Source organism: Paenibacillus sp. S33 (genome assembly GCF_053615415.1).
Genome location: NZ_JBSIEZ010000001.1, coordinates 3,435,821 through 3,453,576 on the forward strand (window position 1 = coordinate 3,435,821; position 17,756 = coordinate 3,453,576).

The following is a 17,756-nucleotide window of genomic DNA, read 5'->3' on the forward strand; positions in this document are numbered from 1 at the left end:
CGCCGCTTTTCAAGGCGCTGTTCAGGCCTCTACAGTCTTCCTGCGTGGATTGCGCGCCAGAGCCAGGTGGCAGCCAAACATGAGCAGCATCACGACCCCACTGATGATAAATGGAGCTGTGTGTCCGGCACGGTCCCATAGCACTCCTGAAACGAGCGGGCCTATAACCATGCCGGAGCCTTGAAGTGTTAAAAAAAAGCCCCACACCGTTGCTCGCTCGCTTTCCGGAATCAATCGGGCAAGAAAGGTGTTCCATGCAGGCAAAATGAGCGCATATCCCAAACCAATAAGCGCCACGGATACAAACACCAGCGGAATAGATCGAACGATTGAGAAGAAAAACAGCGTAATTCCGGCTAGCAAAAAGCCAACATGTAGAAAATACTCCGTTCCAAGTCTGTCGACCAACTTGCCACAAGGGATCAGTGCCAGCACAGTCACCCCACCGCCTGCAATCAGAAGCACGCTGTACAGGTTAGGTGAAATCCCGAGGTCCGTCCGAGCGTATAGCGTCAGTACCGGGCTGATTAAACCGATAACAAAAGACTGCAAAAACAGCGCCGGGTAAATTAACGGATTGACGTTAAGCTTTGTTTTGAGCACGCCGATCGTCTCCTGGATTCCTTTCAGAATTTGCTGTTTCTGCTTTGTGTACCCATCAGACGACACTAGAGCGCTCTGTTCGAGGTCACCTTTATCAGGAGACCTTTTCGGTCCTGGCAGCATAAGAGCAACCAACAACAATACAATACTGCATCCTATCAAAATCATGAACACCATGCCGTAAGAATGCCCATAGTGGGATATGGCAAAGTTCATAATGAGCGGACCCAATCCCGTTCCACCCATAGACGCAATTTCCAGTGTGCCCATCGCCGCGCCATTGCTGTTATTAGGCCCGGACATTTCGGTCGTTCCGGTCATAACACAAGGCCAGAGCGGAGAAGTACCCAGACCGAGCAGCAGACACGCAACGACGAGCCACACGGGCTCTGTCAATACGCTCAGCATAATAATCGCTACAAGCGTAAACAACAGTGCGGTCGACATCGTTCCACGGTAGCCGAGCCGTTCAGCCACCCAGCCCGCCGGTGCCCGGAACGCATTGTCTCCAAAATACTGAAGTGAAAAGGCCAAACCAATAATCCCGGCCGACAAACCAAGCGTTTCTCCCATATATACCGGCAGGATGGATACCAGAAGAGATCCTTTCATAAATTCGACCAGAAATACCAAAATCCACAATTTGGTAAAAAAAGGAGTCCACCACCGCTGCGAAGCTTTTTTTCTTCCTATTTGCCTCATCTAATCCACTTCCTCCACCTTCGTTTTTTGGCTGTATAGACCGGGTTATCAGCCTACTCCACTCTTTCGCAAATAAATGCGCCCTCAATCGCTTGCATTCCTACTTCAAACTGCTATACTCAATTTTGTTCTATTATCACTTGCACAGGATTGTCGAAATCCTGCACGAAAGGTTGTGACAACACTAATGAATCAAAGCAACACCCCGCTTTTTACTGCTTTGAAAAAGCATGCTCAGAGCAACCCGGTTCAATTTCACATCCCAGGCCATAAAAAGGGAGTGGGAGCTGATTCGGAATTTCGCGAATTTATGGGGGATAATGCCTTTTCCATAGATATGATCAACATCGCTCCATTGGACGATCTGCATCAGCCATCAGGCGTCATCGAAGAAGCTCAAAAGCTTGCAGCAGAGGCCTTCGGAGCTGATTATACGTATTACAGTGTACAGGGGACAAGCGGAGCCATCATCACCATGATTATGTCGATTTGCATACCTGGTGATAAAATTATTGTACCCCGAAACATACACAAATCTATAATGTCTGCCATTATCTTTGCTGGTGCAAAGCCGGTATTTATTTCTCCAGTCAGTGATGAGAATCTCGGTATTCACCACGGGGTTACAACCAAGTCCGTACGCCGGGCATTGGAACGCCACCCTGACGCCAAGGGCGTCCTTGTTATCAACCCGACATATTACGGTGTGTGCGCCGATTTGAAGGAAATTGTAGATCTCGCTCACAGCTATAATGTGCCGGTCCTGGTCGATGAGGCTCATGGAGTACTGATTCATTTTCACTCTGATCTACCGATGTCCGCCATGGAGGCGGGAGCAGACATGTCAGCTACAAGCGTTCACAAGCTGGGTGGTTCCTTGACTCAAAGCTCAATTCTGAATGTAAATACGAAAAACGGATACGTTAACCCACAGCGTGTACAAACGATTTTCAGTATGCTGACAACAACGTCGACTTCGTATATTCTGCTGGCTTCGTTGGACACATCCCGACGTAATCTGGCCCTTAACGGTCATGAAATAGCACAACGCGCTCTGGAATTGGCTGAATATTGTCGTTCAGAGGTCAACAAGATTGAAGGGCTATATTGCTTTGGCAGCGAAATTCTTGGCACGGAAGCTACCTATGATTATGATCCAACCAAAATTACGGTTCATATCCGCCATTTGGGCCTTACCGGATACGATGTGGAGAATTGGCTGAGAGATCACTACAATATCGAGGTTGAGCTTAGCGATATGTACAATATTCTCTGTTTGGTGACCCCTGGTGATACCAAAGAGGAAATTGAAATTTTGTTGAAAGCTCTGCGTGAGCTGGCTTCTCTGCACTATTCCACAGGTCAGGAGCATGAGCTAGTTGTAAAGATACCGGATATCCCTCAGCTCTCCCTCATTCCAAGAGACGCTTTTTATGGAGATACGGAAATCGTGCCTTTCAAGGAATCTGCAGGTCGCATTATTGCAGAATTCATCTATGTGTATCCACCTGGTATTCCAATCTTACTGCCAGGAGAAGTTATTTCGCAGGACAATATTGATTATATTGTTGATCATGTAGAAGTAGGCCTGCCTGTTAAAGGACCCGAGGACCGAACAGTACATCAGGTGAAGGTTATCGTCGAAACTGACGCTATTTCATAATATTGAACTGTCAATACATGCTTAAAAAACATGTTGATAGTCAAGAAAAAAAGCCCCCGTTCGGGGGCTCAGGCTGTCGAGAAAGTCTCGACAGCTTTTTTTATGTTCATTTTATTTAAGACGACACCGCGTTAATGTTATATAATATAGGTAACTATTGTAGAACGGACGGTGTTGATATGCTGCGACCTCATCAAGACAAACAACAATCTTTTGAATTGGTTTCTCTGGAAGAACTGGTACCGCAAGATCATCTGCTTCGTAAAGTGGATACATATATAGACTTCTCCTTTATTCATGAGAAGGTAAGCCCGCTGTATTGTGCGGACAACGGGCGTCCTGCCATTGATCCTACCGTGTTGTTTAAAATGATCTTTCTCGGTTATTTCTATGGCATTCGCTCAGAACGGCAACTCGAGCGTGAAATTCAGACGAACCTGGCTTATCGCTGGTTCCTGGGGCTGGGTTTAACGGATAAAGTTCCAGACCATACGACGATTAGCTGGAATCGTCGCACTCGCTTTAAAGACACCACGATCTTTCAAGATATCTTCGATGAAATTGTGCTGCAGGCGATCTCTCACCGAATGGTGGGTGGGCGTGTTCTCGTTACCGATTCCACACACGTCAAAGCCAATGCTAACAGGCACCAGTACACCAAAGAACAAGTGTTGCAGAATACCAAAGACTATATGGACGAGCTTAACGAAGCAGTGAAGGAGGACCGGAAAAACCACGGAAAAAAGCCTTGAAATCCCGAGAGGAAGTGAACGAAGAAAAAGAAATTAAAGTGAGCAAAACCGACCCGGACAGCGGCTATATGATCCGTGATGGCAAGCCTGAAGGCTTCTTCTATCTGGACCACCGCACAGTGGATATGAAGTACAATCTGATTACGGATGTGCATGTGACGCCGGGGAATGTACATGATTCTGTCCCCTATTTGTCCCGTTTGGATCGACAAAGAGAACGCTTTGGTTTTCAAGTAGAAGCTGTTGCGCTAGATTCAGGTTATTTAACGAGCCGATTTGCCGAGGTTTGCAAAACCGAAAGATTTTTGCCGTGATTGCTCACCGAAGATTCCATCCCAGACAAGGGCTGTTTCCGAAATGGAAGTTTGAATACGATGCCAAACGCAATGTGTATAGATGCCCAGCCCAACAGGAACTGCCCTACCGAACGACGGACCGTAAGGGATACCGGCAGTATGCCTCTGACCCAGCTCAGTGCCAGCATTGCCCACTGCTAGACCAGTGTACCCAGTCTCGAAACCACCGCAAAGTGGTGACTCGGCATGTCTGGGAAGACAGCAAAGAGTGGGTACGGAGCAACCGGCTAAGCCCATCCGGGAAACGGCTGTACCGCAAACGAAAAGAGACGATTGAGCGAAGCTTCGCGGATGCCAAAGAGCTCCATGGGTTTCGCTATTGCCGTTTGCGCGGTCTACCAAACGTCAGGGAACAAGCCCTTATGACGGCAGCCGTGCAGAACATGAAGAAGATGGCGATCCACCTGGATCGCCTGGAGAAACAGGGGTAACCCCCCTGTTTCTCCAGAGACCAGAGCCTTATGATGTAAAGAAAAAGAAACCCACGTCTCAAAAAGACGGGGTTTCTCGACAATCTGAGCCCCCGTTCGGGGGCTTTTTTTCTTAAAGAGCTATACAGCTGCTGCATCCAATTCTATTCGTATTGGGCAACAAGCTCGCTATATGCGGCTTCTACACGTTTCCACTCATCTTCGTCCTCAATATTGTAAAGCACCATTTCTTCGTTTTCTTCTTCCATACGAAGAATAATGCCATCCGCTTCAGGATTGCCTCGCTCAAGCAGAAGAGCATAAATGTGATCTTCTACGTCAAAGGTCTCTACCAGCACCATTTCTACATCTTTACCATTTTCATCAGTTAGCGTAAGAACCATTTCTTCATGTTCGTGGTCATGATCGTGGTTGCAGGCTTCACCGTGTTCATGTTTGTGATCACTCATGGAAATACCTACCTTCAAATTGTTTTATTTTCCCCCGTATCGTAACATGATCAAGGGTGCAGGTCAATTTGTGGTATGCCTAATTTATCGCTGTAATGACTTTTTCGGACACCAAGGTATAGCTGCCGTCTTTGCTCTCTTTAATATAGAAACCAACCCGGTAATTCCCTGCTGTTTTGAAATCATACGTAAAGTCGTTCGTACGGAACCAGAAGTTATCCTTTTGCGCTCCTTTGATATCTTGAGACTGAATATCCTTCACGTTGCCCGAAGGGTCGGTGATCGCTACCTTCACTCCGGAGATATCTGTTTTCAAGGTATCAATTTGACTAAATACATTAAATTTCACTTTATTGCCTTTATTCACGTTACCAAACACAGTATCTCCCTTGAACAGGAACATATGCACGTTCGGCTGATCGAAAACAACTTTTCCACCGGATGGATCAAAATTGACAAGTCCGTTAAAATCACGGATGGGCACATAGGTTTTCCCATCAATGACAACTGCACCATCTTTTGACACTTCTCCATTAATAATCAACTGCACTTGGTCCTTGGCGGATTCCGCCGAAATGGCGGTCCCTCCCATTATTGAAAAGGCCATCATCAGGGCCATCACTCTTCTCCATTTCATAACTACTAATCCCTCCATCGTCATCTGTTTAAAACCTTCTGTCGTACATTTATACCTAGCTCAGCCGCACAAGTTGCGCTGTGTTTCACAAATTGTCCAAAGTTTTTACATAAGGAGCCAAATCTTTAGTTCCGGTAGCATAGGTGATAAAATACGACTGTAGAAGTCCTAGTACACAAAGTCTGGAGGATAAATCCATAATGAGCCTAACGATACAAATGCTTGGCACAGGCAGTGCCTTTGCCAAGCATTATTACAACAACAACGCACTGCTGGACAGCGGAGAAGGCAAACTGCTGATCGATTGCGGTACAACCGCTTCTTTAGCATTACACCAAATGGACGTCCCTTTGCCTGATATTGACGCAATTTTAATCACACATATTCACGCAGATCATGTCGGAGGTTTGGAGGAATTCGGTTTTCAAATGAACATTCTCCATCGTCGCAAGCCTCTACTTTATATTGCCGAACCACTAATCTACCCTTTATGGGAGCATACACTCAAGGGCGGAATGTCACAGCAGGGTATGATTGACAAGCTTGAAGATGTATTCGAGGTAAACGTAATAACACCTGGTGTACCCACTACATTAGTATCCGGTATTCAGGTGGAGCTAATCCCTACAAGGCATATTCCTGGTAAAAACAGTTATTCCCTATTCATTAATGACCGCCTTTTTTATAGTGCAGATATGGTTTTTGACCCTGATTTGCTTCATCATCTGGTGCATGAACGAGGATGTCGGAGTATTCTCCATGAGGTTCAATTACAAGGCGCTGGAGAAGTCCATACGACATTGGACGAGCTTCTAAGCTTGGCGCCATCTCTTCAAGAACGGATTCATCTAATGCACTATAGTGATGATATGGAACAGTTCAGGGAGAAGGCAGGGGTCATGTCCTTTCTGGAGCAGCAACGAGTATATCCACTTACAGAGTTGGAACGTGCAGAGTAGCAGAGTAGCATACTAAATACAGCTTGAACAATTAACAAAAAGCCGCCTGGCTTTCCTACAAAGGATAGCCAAGCGGCTTGCTGTTCTTGAATATAATGATGAACTTGCATTCTAATGTTGCGAGTTAAGGTCAGAACAATGGCAGTTGATCCAGGTTATTAGAAGGATCTCCATCGGCATCTCCCCGAATTCGTTTGCTTCCATCCTTGGCCTTGAACACGTTAACGCCTGCAATTGAGCCTGCCTCAATCTCGTTCAATGCTTGGCTATAATCTAAAATCCGACCGGTAGATGTCTGAAAAGACGCAAGGTCGCCATCCCCGTTTTTACGTACTGCTGTAATTTGCTCCCGTTCTGTATTAGCCATGCTGTATCGCTCCTTATCCATAGTTTAGTGGAGGAACTTTTACTAGCATGCACATTGTACAGATTTGTATGCACCTTACGCTGTCGACTACAACTTTTTGCGCATACGTACATGCGGTATTCCCGCATCGTCAAAAGGTTCATCGGAGATCGTCTCATAACCGAGCTTTTCGTAAAACTTCTCGGCTTGACATTGGGCATCTAGCAGCGAGTATCTTAGCCCCAATTCACGTGCACGTTCCTCCAGCGCTAGCAGTAATACACGTCCATAGCCTGCGGCACGATGCTCCTTGAGAACGGCAATACGTTGCATTTTAGCTGTATCTTCCTCATAGTATGTCAACCGACCAGTGGCCACCATTTCACCATGTTCACAAATTAGCAAATGATGGGCCGTATCTCCCAGCTTGTCATAATGATCAACTTCTAAATCGAGAGGAACTTTTTGCTCTTCGACAAACACTTTGGTACGGATCGATATTGCCTCCTGTAGCTGCTCCTCTGTTGTTACACTTATAATTTCTGCGGCCATCATCTGTTCCCCCTATCATTAATTCCAGATTGCAAACTCACTAAATTCGAATTATATATATAAATGCTCATGAAGTACAGGCTGACTTCTATTTTTCCACTTTACATATATGGTTAATACATGATATTATCTAGTAACCGCAGGACGGTAGCTCAGCGGGAGAGCATTATCTTGACAGGGTAAGGGTCATGGGTTCGATCCCCATCCGTCCTATTCGTCAAAAGCCTTGATACTCAAGGCTTTTTTGTTTGTGTCGAGATAAATCCAGTTATCCTGTGAAAAGAAAATAGGTTATTGACTAAGATTTAGTCAATAACCTATTTTTCAATCAAAATGATGCCTACTTCTTCAACAAAGCCTTTCACATTGATCCTTCTATTATATAGAAGAAAAAAAGCAGAACCTCCAGCACAATACGCATAGAACTCTTAGATTACGATATAAACCTCCCCGCTCTCACTGTCAATCTCCGTGGGGTAAGCAGTCACACATCCAGTATCCGGCTCTTGCACCTGGCCAGTGGAAAGGTCAACTTTCCAGTCATGGAGCGGACAATGGATCGCTGAGCCACATATCATTCCTTCAGATAACCGTCCCCCTTTGTGCGGACAACGATTCTCAAGCGCATGCACGCTGCCATCGCTCAGACGGAATACAGCTATCTCTGTATTATGAATGCGAACTGTCCTTGCTCCACGTCGGTCAATTTCGTTCAGATCAGCTATTCTGATTCTGTTGGTTGTCGTATTAGTCTCCATTTTGTCAGCCCCCTATTCCATTACTGGCTTAAGTTCCGGCAGTTGCACAAAATTTTTGCGCAGCTCTTCGTTGTGAATAATTTCGTGCCACGGATCAGTCGTCGTGCTTAACGTCTCCTCAATTCTGGTCACCAGTTGCTTCCTCGTCTCTGCATTCGCGAGTGCCTGTTTGATGGATTCAACTCCGACCCGTTCCACCCAATGGGCTGTGCGTTCGTTCCAATTGGCCTGCTCGCGATAATACTGCAGATAGGCACCGGTCCATTCCATCACTTCATCCTCAGTTTTAACGGTACAAAGCAGTTCAGCTGCCCGAACCTTAATACCGCCGTTACCTCCAACGTAGATCCCCCATCCACCGTCAATAGCAACGACGCCCAAATCCTTGATCGTCGCTTCAGCGCAGTTACGCGGGCAACCAGATACAGCCAGTTTGACTTTGGATGGCGCATTCAGACGTTCAAATGCCTTTTCCAACCGGATGCCCATACCCATAGCATCCTGAGTGCCAAAGCGACAAAAGGTGTTACCTACGCACGTCTTAACCGTTCGCAGCGTCTTTCCATAGGCATATCCAGACGGCATATCCAACTCAGCCCAGATCCCCGGCAAATCCTCCTTCTTCACACCAAGCAGGTCAAGGCGTTGGCCCCCCGTAAATTTCACCAGAGGCACATTGTATTTCTCTGCGACAGCAGCAATTTTCTTCAAGTCGGCAGGTGAAGTAACTCCTCCATAAATGCGGGGCACGACAGAATAGGTGCCATCTTTCTGTATATTGGCATGGTACCGTTCATTCGTGAATCTGGATTCCTTCTCATCCTCATAATCCAGCGGCCATAGCATACCTAGATAATAATTGAGGGCCGGTCGACATTTAGTGCAACCTTCCGGTTCGTTCCAGCCCAGCACATTCATCACTTCTTTGACGCTCTTCAATCCCATCTCCCGAATGCCATCAATGATCGCTTCCCGGTCAAGCGTCGTACAACTACAAATTCCCTCTTTCAGCGTTTCTCCGGCTTCTGCGCCTGCGTATAGCTGTAAGAGTCCCTCCACTAATGGCTTGCAGCCGCCACATGATGCCGATGCCTTTGTGCATGCCTTAATCTCCCCGACACTCCGGCAGCCAGCCGCAACCGCCTCTCCAATGTCACCCTTGGATACACCATTACATCCGCATACAATTTCGTCATCAGGCATCTGCTCTAGCATCATGGCGCCACTAGCTTCAGGTTGACCGGGATTGAAGCCAAGTAATAACTCTTTCTCTCGGCCAACCACCGACTCGCCACTTTTGATCAAAGAAAACAGCATGGCTCCGTCAGACGTATCCCCAAACAGAACAGCTCCGATAAGTTTTTCTTCCTTGATCACGATTTTTTTGTAGACGCCGCCAATATCATCCTGATACCGCAGGGAACGTGTTCCCGGTTCATCCTTGTAATCCCCTGCTGAAAACACGTCGACACCCGATACCTTCAACCTTGTCGAGGTAACAGAACCACTGTAGCCGGGAATCTCCATTCCCGCGAGCCGCTGAGCCAGTACACCACCTTGCTCATATAATGGAGCAACCAGCCCGTAAGTGATTCCCCGGTGTTCTGCGCATTCTCCAACGGCGTAGATTCCAGGGATATTCGTTTCCATGTAATCATTTACGATGATGCCGCGGTTTACAGGGATTCCCGCCGACACCGCCAGTTCAATGTCTGGTTTGATGCCTACCGCCATAACGATCAGATCTGCTTCCAGCTCGCTGCCATCGGCAAATTTCAACCCTTCCACGCGGCGACGCCCCGTAATAGCCGCCGTCCGCTTATTGACCAGAAAAGTCATTCCCTGCTCCTCCAGCTCACGCCGTAGCATAAGGGAAGCAGCCTCATCCAGCTGTCGATCCATAATATATCCGTTAATATGAATAACGGTGACGTCCATTCCCAAGTTAAGCAGCCCCCTAGCTGCCTCTAGCCCAAGCAATCCGCCGCCGATGACGGCTGCTTTTTTGTGCGTCTTTGCCGTCTCCATCATCGTTTCACAGTCACGAATATCCCGAAAACCGATAACACCTTCCTTGTCGGCTCCTGGAAGCGGCAGAATAAAGGCTTTAGAACCTGTTGCCAACAACAACAAATCATAAGAGATGCATACGCCGGAGCGCGACGTCACCTGCTGCTTTTCCGTATCGATAGCTGTGACAGGATCATCGGTATACAATCGAATATTGTTGTCTTCATACCAACTCCAGTCGTTGATGACAATATCCTGCAAACCAGCCCCTCCCGCCAGAACGGAGGACAGCATGATCCGGTTATAGTTTGGATGGGGCTCGGCCCCGAATACCGTAATTTCATAGCTACCTGGTGCAAGCTTCAGCAAATGTTCGAGAGTGCGTATTCCCGCCATTCCGTTGCCGATCAACACTAACTTTTGGATATCGTTCATCAGGTCACTCCCCTTCCATTTGTATCCTTAAAACATAAAAAGCCTGCTTCACATATGGGGATTCATAATATCCCTCACATGAGAAAACAGGCTCCATTGCCGTTTCATCGAATACGCCGTTGTATCCATCAGAGTATGGAATTAAAAAGTACTGTAGCTAATATATAATGGTTCAAATGATATGTCAACATTCCTTACGCAATATCTTATAAAAAATTATATTTTATCACCATGTAACATATCTATGACGTATAAAATATCACTCTCCTACAAAATTAGGATTGATTTTCAGACCAAAACACGCCAAAATGGTTTAAAAGTCCGTTTTAATTTGATGATGGTGAAAAAAATAAGCAGACAGATAAAATTTCATGTCATATTTGTTATCAATGAATACTATCTCATCCCTAACCACCCTTCATGTTACAGAGAGGAGGAGCCCGCTTGCGTTCCTTGTTGGTAATTCACTTACATTCTGACCATGTATCTGAGCAGACACACGCCGTTTCCTCATGCCAAGCAGGACCTGAGTACCTTTTAGAGTCCAACGGATACCTAACTCTGCCCTGCCGCAATGAATCCGAAATCAAACAGCTAATCCTTAATGCAGATGCGGCGGTACTAAACATACCTGTTGGCACTATCAGCATATGGAGTGACAGGCTGGAGCAAGCCAAAGCGGTCCCATTGCTCTGGTGGTGCAGCGCAGAATCAGCGCTATCATCGACAGAGGCTTGTGAAGCTGATGTCACTGTCGATGGCATTCTAACCCCTTCAATGGCAGCCCATGAACTGAATTGGGCTCTTCATTTTAGTGCCAAACGCTTTTTTGAACGCCAGCATTGGCAAAGTGAACGCAAGCAACTGACCGCTCGACTGGAAGAACGCAAATGGATTGATATGGCCAAAGGAATACTGGGGGAAGTAAACGGTATCCCGGAAGCGGAAGCATATGATGTGCTACGCAAAAAAGCAATGAACGAACGCAAACGTATCGTTGATGTGGCCATCTCCATCGTCAAGGCACAGCAAATGCTAAAAGCATAAATCTGAAAGGGGCCTGAACATGAATATCATTGAAATATTAAAAGAAGTGGGTCGTGGCAAAAGGGGCGCCCGGGATCTGAATTACGCCGAAGCCGAAGCTGCTGCCGAACTTATTATGACCCAGTCAGCAACCCCTGCTCAAATCGGAGCTTTCTTTGCCGCGGAGCGCATTAAAATGGAGAGCGTTGCCGAGCTGGAAGCATTCGTAAACGTCTGCCGTAAATATACCCATCGCTTCCCGATGCAGGAAGGTATTGATTTTGCCGGTCCGTACGATGGCAGGAAGTCATCGTTTATCGCCACCTTCGCAACAGCCTTCGTACTCGCCTCATGCGGAATACCTGTAACGATGCATGGCAGCGCACCTCTCCCTCCCAAATGGGGGGTTACGTTACCGCTTTTACTGCAGGAAATGGGGGTTACGTCCGGGAACATGACACGCGAAACCGCCATTCATGCCGCGAAGCTGGCTGGTGTACTATTCATAGCCTCCGAACAGTGGTGCGCGCCCCTGCGAGATCTGCGGTCCATTCGCGAAGAGCTGGGGCTTCGCACGGTGCTGAATACTGCCGAGAAACTGGTTGATTACGGTTCTTCCCCCTATATTGTATTCGGCGTTTTCCACAATACTGTGTTCGAGAAGACGGCGAAACTCATGCAAAATCTCAATTACCGCAGGGCTCTGATCGTCCAGGGGAGCGAAGGATCGGAGGACCTGTTCATCGATCGGCCGACCCGGACTTACCTGCTTGCTAACGGCGAGGTGTCACTACAGGTTATTGATCCAGAAATGTACGGGCTGGATTCGGTGGTACCAGAGCATAACTGGACCCCCGCTGAACAACTGCGCATTACGGAGGAAGTGCTACAAGGTACAGCTTCTATAGCCTTTTCGAATCAAGTGTTACTCAACAGTGCGGTCCGACTGTTCGTTGCAGGACGAGTCGACTCCATAGAGGAAGGTTTGTATACCTGCAAACCGCTGCTAGAAAACGGGGACGCCTGGAATTTGTATAAACAATGGCGGGAAGCTATGCTCAGAACAGAAATAAAAACGGGAGCAAACATATCCGAAACCCGATTGCAATTATAATATCGGCCTCACGCGGTCTGTGATTGCAGGCCATTAACTGTCCAACCCAAAAAGACCAGCCCTCATTCATACAATGAGGACTGGTCTTTTATGCAAAGAAAAAGTCACTTACTCCATCCTGCTCTAGAACTCAGACCACTCCCCATTATCTGCACTGCTTGCTGCTGCGGCTAGGTGAAGGGGACGAATACGTACAGCTGCCGTTTTGAAGCCAGGCATCCGGCAGAACGGATCAAGATCGGGTCGGGTCGCCCGATTTACATTTTGTATCCCACCCCAATGCATGGGTACGAAGAGCGTGTCTTCGCGGATATGTGGTTTGATTCGGCTGCGGACAGTGAAGTTGCCGCGCTGTGATGCTATTTCTACCCACTCCCCGTCCCTGATATGCCAGCGTCGCGCTGTCCGCGGATGAATTTCCACATAATTTTCAATCTCTCGCGCGGCCAGCGACGGACTTCTGCGCGTTTGTGCACCGGTCAAATAATGAGCCAGTACACGGCCGTTCGTCAAAATAAGCGGGTACTCCTCTGATATCTCCTCTCCTGCTCCACAGCTTTCAACCACCGTAAAAACAGCCTTTTGATCGGAATGGGCAAAGGTTTCCCGAAACATCATATCCATACCGGCTCTGTCCGTAGACGGGCATGGCCAATATACTCCTTCTTCACGACGCAGCCTGTCATATGTGATCCCATAATAATCGGCAGGACCGCCCCGGCTGGCGAGCCGCAGTTCTTCAAAGATATGCTCAGCATCCCTGTAAGAGAAATAGCTGCCCTTGTTTAGCTTTGCAGCCAACTGACACAAAATGTTCCAGTCATCTCTAGCCTCGCCCGGTGCGGGCCTCGCCGCTTCCCGCAGCAGAACGCGGCCCTCCAGATTGGTCATCGTCCCCGTATTCTCCAAATAAGACGTCACAGGTAAAACAACGTCGGCCATCCGTGCGGTTTCAGTGAGAAACATATCCGCCACAACCAGCAGATTCAGCTTTTTGAGGGCTTCCTCCACCAGCCGGACATTCGGGTTAGATACAACAGGATTAGAGCCCATCACGAACAGAGCTTGGATTTCTCGCTGATGAACAAGCTCCATCATTTCATAGGCGGACACCCCTTTTCCCGGCAAACTGCTTGGTTCAACTCCCCACACGGACGCCACATAGAATCGATCTTCTTCATTCTCAATCGATCTGTAGCCAGGAAGCTGGTCAGCCTTTTGGCCGTGCTCTCTCCCCCCTTGCCCGTTTCCTTGTCCTGTGATAGCCCCATAACCGCATCCTTCCCTTCCTATCTTGCCAGTGGCCAGCACTAGATTAAGAAATGCACGCACCGCCATATGTCCATCTGTCTGCTGTTCGACACCTCTGGCCGTAAAAACGATGCCAGTCTCCACACTGCCAAAGGCACGTGCTGCCTGCCGGATCATTTCTACCTCAATTCCGCACAACGCAGCCGATTCGCTCAGATCCACACCCTTCAAATGAGTCAACAGCTGGTCATAGGCGTTGGTCCGCTTGCGGATAAACTCTTCATTCGCAAATCCTTCATCCACGATGACCTTTAGCATGGCATTGGCCAGCACAGCATCCGTACCCGGCTTGATTTGCAGGTGCAAATCGGCGGCCGCCGCCGTTGGTGTCGCGCGCGGGTCAATCACGATGACAAACGCGCCGTTTTCCTTCGCCTCGTGAAAATAAGGCATTAACGTCGGCTGGCATTCAGCGATATTTGTACCTGCGAGTACAATACAACGAGCTAATGGAATATCAGCCAATCTGCAGGTCAGTCCGCGATCAACGCCAAACACTTTACTACCAGCGGATGCCGCTGCCGACATGCAGAAGCGCCCGTTATAATCGATATATCGCGTACCTACAGCCACTCTTGCAAATTTACCGAGTAAATAGGCCGTTTCATTGGAGAGTGAACCTCCACCGTAAATTCCGATTGCATCGGCACCCTGTGTGGACAGTAGCGTAGAGAAACTGCTAGCTATAGTATCCAATGCCTCCTCCCACTTGACGGGAACAAGTTTGCCCTCTTTGCGTATGAGAGGCTGTACCAGCCTTTCCGCATGAGTCGCATGCTGATGCGCATTCATTCCCTTGATGCACAGCCTACCCTGCGAGGCTGCATTAGGCTTCCCTTCCGCCTTATACACTGTACGGATGATACCCGCGAGTGTCTCTGTACCCGTGCTAACGGTCATCTTACATTGCACGCTGCAAAACGGGCACTGCGTATCCATTACTGACGATACATGTAGCCCAGCTTCCGGTTTGCTTTCTCCTGACTGACACATCAAAGTCACCTCCCCTTCGCCATTTTTCGTGATTTTATTGTCTGCACACGCTAGATATATCGCCACAACTCCAACTCAACCCGTCATCCTGTCAGCATTGTGGTCCGTAGGCTGCCCGCCAGTTCACTTCGAAGAGCAGCATCAAGCACACTTTCCCGTAGCGCCATAACACCAGTCCTTTCAATCCACTCCCACATTTTCTCCCCGTACCGGGCACTATGTCGGTATATTCGCAAGCAAACTGCAGCCAGCAGGACCGCTTCTGTCGGGTCCTCCTCCAATCCAAGCAGCTGCCCCTGGCGAACCGGATGCTCAGCATGACCACCGGCATAAACCTCCCAGCCTGCTGGAGATCGGGATATTCCAATATCGTGGACAAGTACACCTCCTGGATAATCCGATCCAGGGCAAACAGAAACTGTAACCAACGAGGGCAATGCGAGACTTCCCCATAAAGTTGCCAACCGCTCTCTTAGCCAGGCTACTTCTACAAATGCCTGATCCATCAGGTCCGACTCAACAAAAGCTTGATTCTCAGCATTTAGGTTCGTAAAGCGCAGACCCGCAGAAGGCGCTTCTCCTCCGCACTGCTCGGCGACCTGAACCGCAACACCAGAACTTAATGGATTTGTCGCAGATCTGTCGCGCAACCCGAGAGATTCCAAATAATAAAGTACAGCCGGACGACATAATTCACACCCCTGCTGTCTGGTCCAACCGAGACGGGACACTACTTCCTTTGGTGTCTGACAGGCTGCGTCCACCATAGCTGTCTTAAGCGAATCATGATCGTAGTGCGTACATCCACACACAGGGACAACTTCTTGGGCGGTCGAAGTAACTACAGGCCCGGAAACTGTCGATCGGGACAAACTATTTTTGACCAGTGCAGCCACCAGCGGCCGACAGCCCCCACAGGAACCGGATGCTTTGGTCCGGCTTTTCACTTCTTCCACCGTCTTCAGCTTATCCGTGGCAATCGCTCGCAAAATAGCCCCCTTACTTACGCCGTTGCATACACATACCATCTCCTCTTCCGGCAGTGCGGCTACCGCATCCTCTGCTCTGCTCTCGCTGTTATCCTGGGATGCAAGCTCTGTAGCCGACGCGCCGCGCCGTACCATACCGAGCAGGGAGTTACTTTCCGCCGTATCTCCGAATAAAATGGCACCAGTGACAGCACCGGCATGCATCATCACTTTTTTGTAAACCTCCTGCATCCCGTTATACTCCATGACCGCTATTTCGCTTCCCTCTTCGCGAATGTCTCCTACGGAAAACAGATGAATCCCCGCTACCTTGAGCTGCGCATACGGAACCGTCCCTTCATAGGGAGCCGTTTCGCGACCACAAATAACTTTTGCCAGCACTTTGCCCTGCTCATATAGCGGCGCCACTAGCCCGTATGAAATCCCGCGATGCTCAGCACATTCGCCGACGGCATAAATACCGGGAATACTCGTGCGCATATAATCATCCACGACAATGGCACGGTTTACGGTCAGACCGCTGTCCTGAGCTAATTCGATATTCGGTCGGATACCAACCGCCAGCACAACCAAATCCGTTTCCAACCTGTTCCCGTCCGCAAACATCAATCCTTGCGCCCTGTTTCGGCCTATGATGTTGACCGTTTCCTTCGCCAAATGAAACCTCATGCCCTGTTGTTCCAGCTTTCGCTGCAGAAGCACAGCCGCCGTCCGATCAAGCTGACGGTTCATAAGATACTGCGCATTATGAACAACCTCAGTTTCCATCCCTAGATTCAACAGGCCTTGAGCGGCTTCAAGTCCTAACAGCCCCCCTCCGATAACCGTGGCCTTACGGTATGTTTTGGCATATCTTGCCATGGTTTCACAATCATTCACATCACGAAAAGCGATTACCCCCTGTTTTCGAGCTCCGGGAATGGGCGGCATGAAAGGCAATGAGCCCGTTGCCAATATGAGCATGTCATAAGGTTCTTTGATGCCGGATTCCGTTTCCACCATCCCGGCTGCAACATCAATACGACAGACGCGTTCACCCGCGTACAGCTTTACCCCGTTCTCTTCATACCAGTCCCAGTCATGGGTAACGATGTGCTTAAATGAGCTCTCCTCCTGAAGCATTTTGGACAGGAGCACTCGGTTGTACCCGGGACGGGGCTCTGCACCAAATATCGTGATTTGGAACCGCTCTGGCTCCAGATCAAGTATTTCCTCCACACATTTAATGCCTGCCATACCGTTGCCGACGACGACCAGTTTTTTCATCATATTAAACCAGCCCCATTCTCCGAATAAAATAAGACAGAAAAAGCCCTTCTCCATTCAATGGAAAAGGGCACCGTTGCCGTAAATGTCGGCACATCGTTGTGCCGATATGTATCTAAGATTACTGAATTGTGAATGTCATGTCAATATTCAATACATGAAGGCTGCATTTTTTCACCTTATATTTAATTTTTTGCGATTTTGTGTTATGTATATTGACATAAAACAGATCCCTTTTTATAATTTGATTAAAATCACTCCAACGTGATCATACCAAGTCGACTCACAATGAGGTGTGTCAACCACGGCAATGAAGCCGCAAACCGTTTCCTAGATACCATGTAGGGGCGATTTGTGGCTTTTTCATGTTCAAATTACATTTTGCAGACAAAGAACAACAATTA

Annotated in this window: 13 protein-coding genes, 1 tRNA gene and 1 pseudogene; 6 read left to right on the forward strand and 9 right to left on the reverse strand. The window is 48.2% G+C overall.

Translation table 11 applies throughout. From position 1 onward, the window contains the following. Positions 1-21: 21 nt before the first annotated feature. Positions 22-1,305, reverse strand: a complete 1,284-nt coding sequence (locus tag ACWGXJ_RS15845; RefSeq protein ID WP_322161142.1) for an MFS transporter — start codon at positions 1,303-1,305, stop codon at positions 22-24. 187 nt (positions 1,306-1,492) lie between these two features. On the opposite strand from ACWGXJ_RS15845, the gene ACWGXJ_RS15850 reads away from it, so the two are divergent. Both ACWGXJ_RS15850 and ACWGXJ_RS15855 read left to right on the forward strand, forming a co-directional pair. Beyond that, positions 1,493-2,968 carry an aminotransferase class I/II-fold pyridoxal phosphate-dependent enzyme gene (locus ACWGXJ_RS15850; RefSeq protein ID WP_061828985.1) on the forward strand — a complete coding sequence of 492 codons (1,476 nt, stop codon included), beginning with the start codon at positions 1,493-1,495 and terminating at the stop codon, positions 2,966-2,968. A gap of 179 nt (positions 2,969-3,147) precedes the next feature. After that, positions 3,148-4,507, forward strand: a pseudogene (locus ACWGXJ_RS15855) (IS1182 family transposase). A gap of 143 nt (positions 4,508-4,650) precedes the next feature. Here ACWGXJ_RS15855 and ACWGXJ_RS15860 read toward each other — a convergent pair. Together ACWGXJ_RS15860 and ACWGXJ_RS15865 are read right to left on the reverse strand one after the other, a co-directional pair. Beyond that, positions 4,651-4,956: a DUF1292 domain-containing protein gene (locus ACWGXJ_RS15860; RefSeq protein WP_061828984.1), complete on the reverse strand. Its 306-nt coding sequence runs from the start codon at positions 4,954-4,956 to the stop codon at positions 4,651-4,653. Positions 4,957-5,035: 79 nt separating this feature from the next. Next, on the reverse strand, positions 5,036-5,593 hold the full coding sequence (locus tag ACWGXJ_RS15865) for a hypothetical protein (protein WP_013310940.1): 558 nt from the start codon (positions 5,591-5,593) through the stop codon (positions 5,036-5,038). A 200-nt stretch (positions 5,594-5,793) separates the two neighbouring features. On the opposite strand from ACWGXJ_RS15865, the gene ACWGXJ_RS15870 reads away from it, so the two are divergent. Further along, positions 5,794-6,552, forward strand: a complete 759-nt coding sequence (locus ACWGXJ_RS15870; protein WP_452567126.1) for an MBL fold metallo-hydrolase — start codon at positions 5,794-5,796, stop codon at positions 6,550-6,552. A gap of 130 nt (positions 6,553-6,682) precedes the next feature. Here ACWGXJ_RS15870 and ACWGXJ_RS15875 read toward each other — a convergent pair whose 3' ends face one another. Continuing rightward, positions 6,683-6,919, reverse strand: coding sequence for a DUF3892 domain-containing protein (locus ACWGXJ_RS15875; protein WP_016822393.1), 237 nt, complete (start codon positions 6,917-6,919; stop codon positions 6,683-6,685). An 87-nt stretch (positions 6,920-7,006) separates the two neighbouring features. Beyond that, the gene (locus tag ACWGXJ_RS15880; protein WP_069289898.1) at positions 7,007-7,450 is read right to left on the reverse strand and encodes a GNAT family N-acetyltransferase; all 444 of its coding nucleotides are present in this window, start codon (positions 7,448-7,450) and stop codon (positions 7,007-7,009) included. Between the two features lie 141 nt (positions 7,451-7,591). On the opposite strand from ACWGXJ_RS15880, the gene ACWGXJ_RS15885 reads away from it, so the two are divergent. After that, positions 7,592-7,663 (forward strand) — tRNA-Val (locus ACWGXJ_RS15885). Between the two features lie 215 nt (positions 7,664-7,878). Here the strand turns inward: ACWGXJ_RS15885 and nirD are convergent. Beyond that, on the reverse strand, positions 7,879-8,208 hold the full coding sequence (nirD, locus tag ACWGXJ_RS15890) for a nitrite reductase small subunit NirD (RefSeq protein WP_061828981.1): 330 nt from the start codon (positions 8,206-8,208) through the stop codon (positions 7,879-7,881). 12 nt (positions 8,209-8,220) lie between these two features. Then, positions 8,221-10,653: a nitrite reductase large subunit NirB gene (nirB, locus tag ACWGXJ_RS15895; protein ID WP_254329788.1), complete on the reverse strand. Its 2,433-nt coding sequence runs from the start codon at positions 10,651-10,653 to the stop codon at positions 8,221-8,223. Positions 10,654-11,097: 444 nt separating this feature from the next. Between nirB (ACWGXJ_RS15895) and ACWGXJ_RS15900 the strand changes: the two genes are divergently transcribed. Together ACWGXJ_RS15900 and ACWGXJ_RS15905 are read left to right on the forward strand one after the other, a co-directional pair. Continuing rightward, the gene (locus tag ACWGXJ_RS15900; protein ID WP_254325321.1) at positions 11,098-11,700 is read left to right on the forward strand and encodes an ANTAR domain-containing response regulator; all 603 of its coding nucleotides are present in this window, start codon (positions 11,098-11,100) and stop codon (positions 11,698-11,700) included. A gap of 19 nt (positions 11,701-11,719) precedes the next feature. Further along, positions 11,720-12,793 (forward strand): anthranilate phosphoribosyltransferase, encoded by a 1,074-nt coding sequence (locus tag ACWGXJ_RS15905; protein WP_342418516.1) that lies wholly within the window; start codon positions 11,720-11,722, stop codon positions 12,791-12,793. Between the two features lie 123 nt (positions 12,794-12,916). On the opposite strand, the gene nasC is transcribed toward ACWGXJ_RS15905, so the two are convergent. Both nasC and nirB (ACWGXJ_RS15915) read right to left on the reverse strand, forming a co-directional pair. Next, positions 12,917-15,097, reverse strand: coding sequence for an assimilatory nitrate reductase catalytic subunit NasC (gene nasC / locus ACWGXJ_RS15910; RefSeq protein ID WP_452567127.1), 2,181 nt, complete (start codon positions 15,095-15,097; stop codon positions 12,917-12,919). Positions 15,098-15,180: 83 nt separating this feature from the next. Next, positions 15,181-17,355 carry a nitrite reductase large subunit NirB gene (gene nirB / locus ACWGXJ_RS15915; protein WP_452567128.1) on the reverse strand — a complete coding sequence of 725 codons (2,175 nt, stop codon included), beginning with the start codon at positions 17,353-17,355 and terminating at the stop codon, positions 15,181-15,183. Positions 17,356-17,756 lie beyond the last annotated feature (401 nt).

Bases quoted from the DNA above. Each gene is read 5' to 3' on its own strand.
- ACWGXJ_RS15860 (WP_061828984.1), bottom strand. From the start codon at position 4,956: ATGAGTGATCACAAACATGAACACGGTGAAGCCTGCAACCACGATCAT.
- nirB (WP_452567128.1), bottom strand. From the start codon at position 17,355: ATGATGAAAAAACTGGTCGTCGTCGGCAACGGTATGGCAGGCATTAAA.
- ACWGXJ_RS15875 (WP_016822393.1), bottom strand. From the start codon at position 6,919: ATGGCTAATACAGAACGGGAGCAAATTACAGCAGTACGTAAAAACGGG.
- ACWGXJ_RS15865 (WP_013310940.1), bottom strand. From the start codon at position 5,593: ATGAAATGGAGAAGAGTGATGGCCCTGATGATGGCCTTTTCAATAATG.
- nirB (WP_254329788.1), bottom strand. From the start codon at position 10,653: ATGAACGATATCCAAAAGTTAGTGTTGATCGGCAACGGAATGGCGGGA.
- ACWGXJ_RS15880 (WP_069289898.1), bottom strand. From the start codon at position 7,450: ATGGCCGCAGAAATTATAAGTGTAACAACAGAGGAGCAGCTACAGGAG.
- ACWGXJ_RS15850 (WP_061828985.1), top strand. From the start codon at position 1,493: ATGAATCAAAGCAACACCCCGCTTTTTACTGCTTTGAAAAAGCATGCT.
- ACWGXJ_RS15870 (WP_452567126.1), top strand. From the start codon at position 5,794: ATGAGCCTAACGATACAAATGCTTGGCACAGGCAGTGCCTTTGCCAAG.
- ACWGXJ_RS15905 (WP_342418516.1), top strand. From the start codon at position 11,720: ATGAATATCATTGAAATATTAAAAGAAGTGGGTCGTGGCAAAAGGGGC.
- ACWGXJ_RS15845 (WP_322161142.1), bottom strand. From the start codon at position 1,305: ATGAGGCAAATAGGAAGAAAAAAAGCTTCGCAGCGGTGGTGGACTCCT.
- nasC (WP_452567127.1), bottom strand. From the start codon at position 15,097: ATGTGTCAGTCAGGAGAAAGCAAACCGGAAGCTGGGCTACATGTATCG.
- nirD (WP_061828981.1), bottom strand. From the start codon at position 8,208: ATGGAGACTAATACGACAACCAACAGAATCAGAATAGCTGATCTGAAC.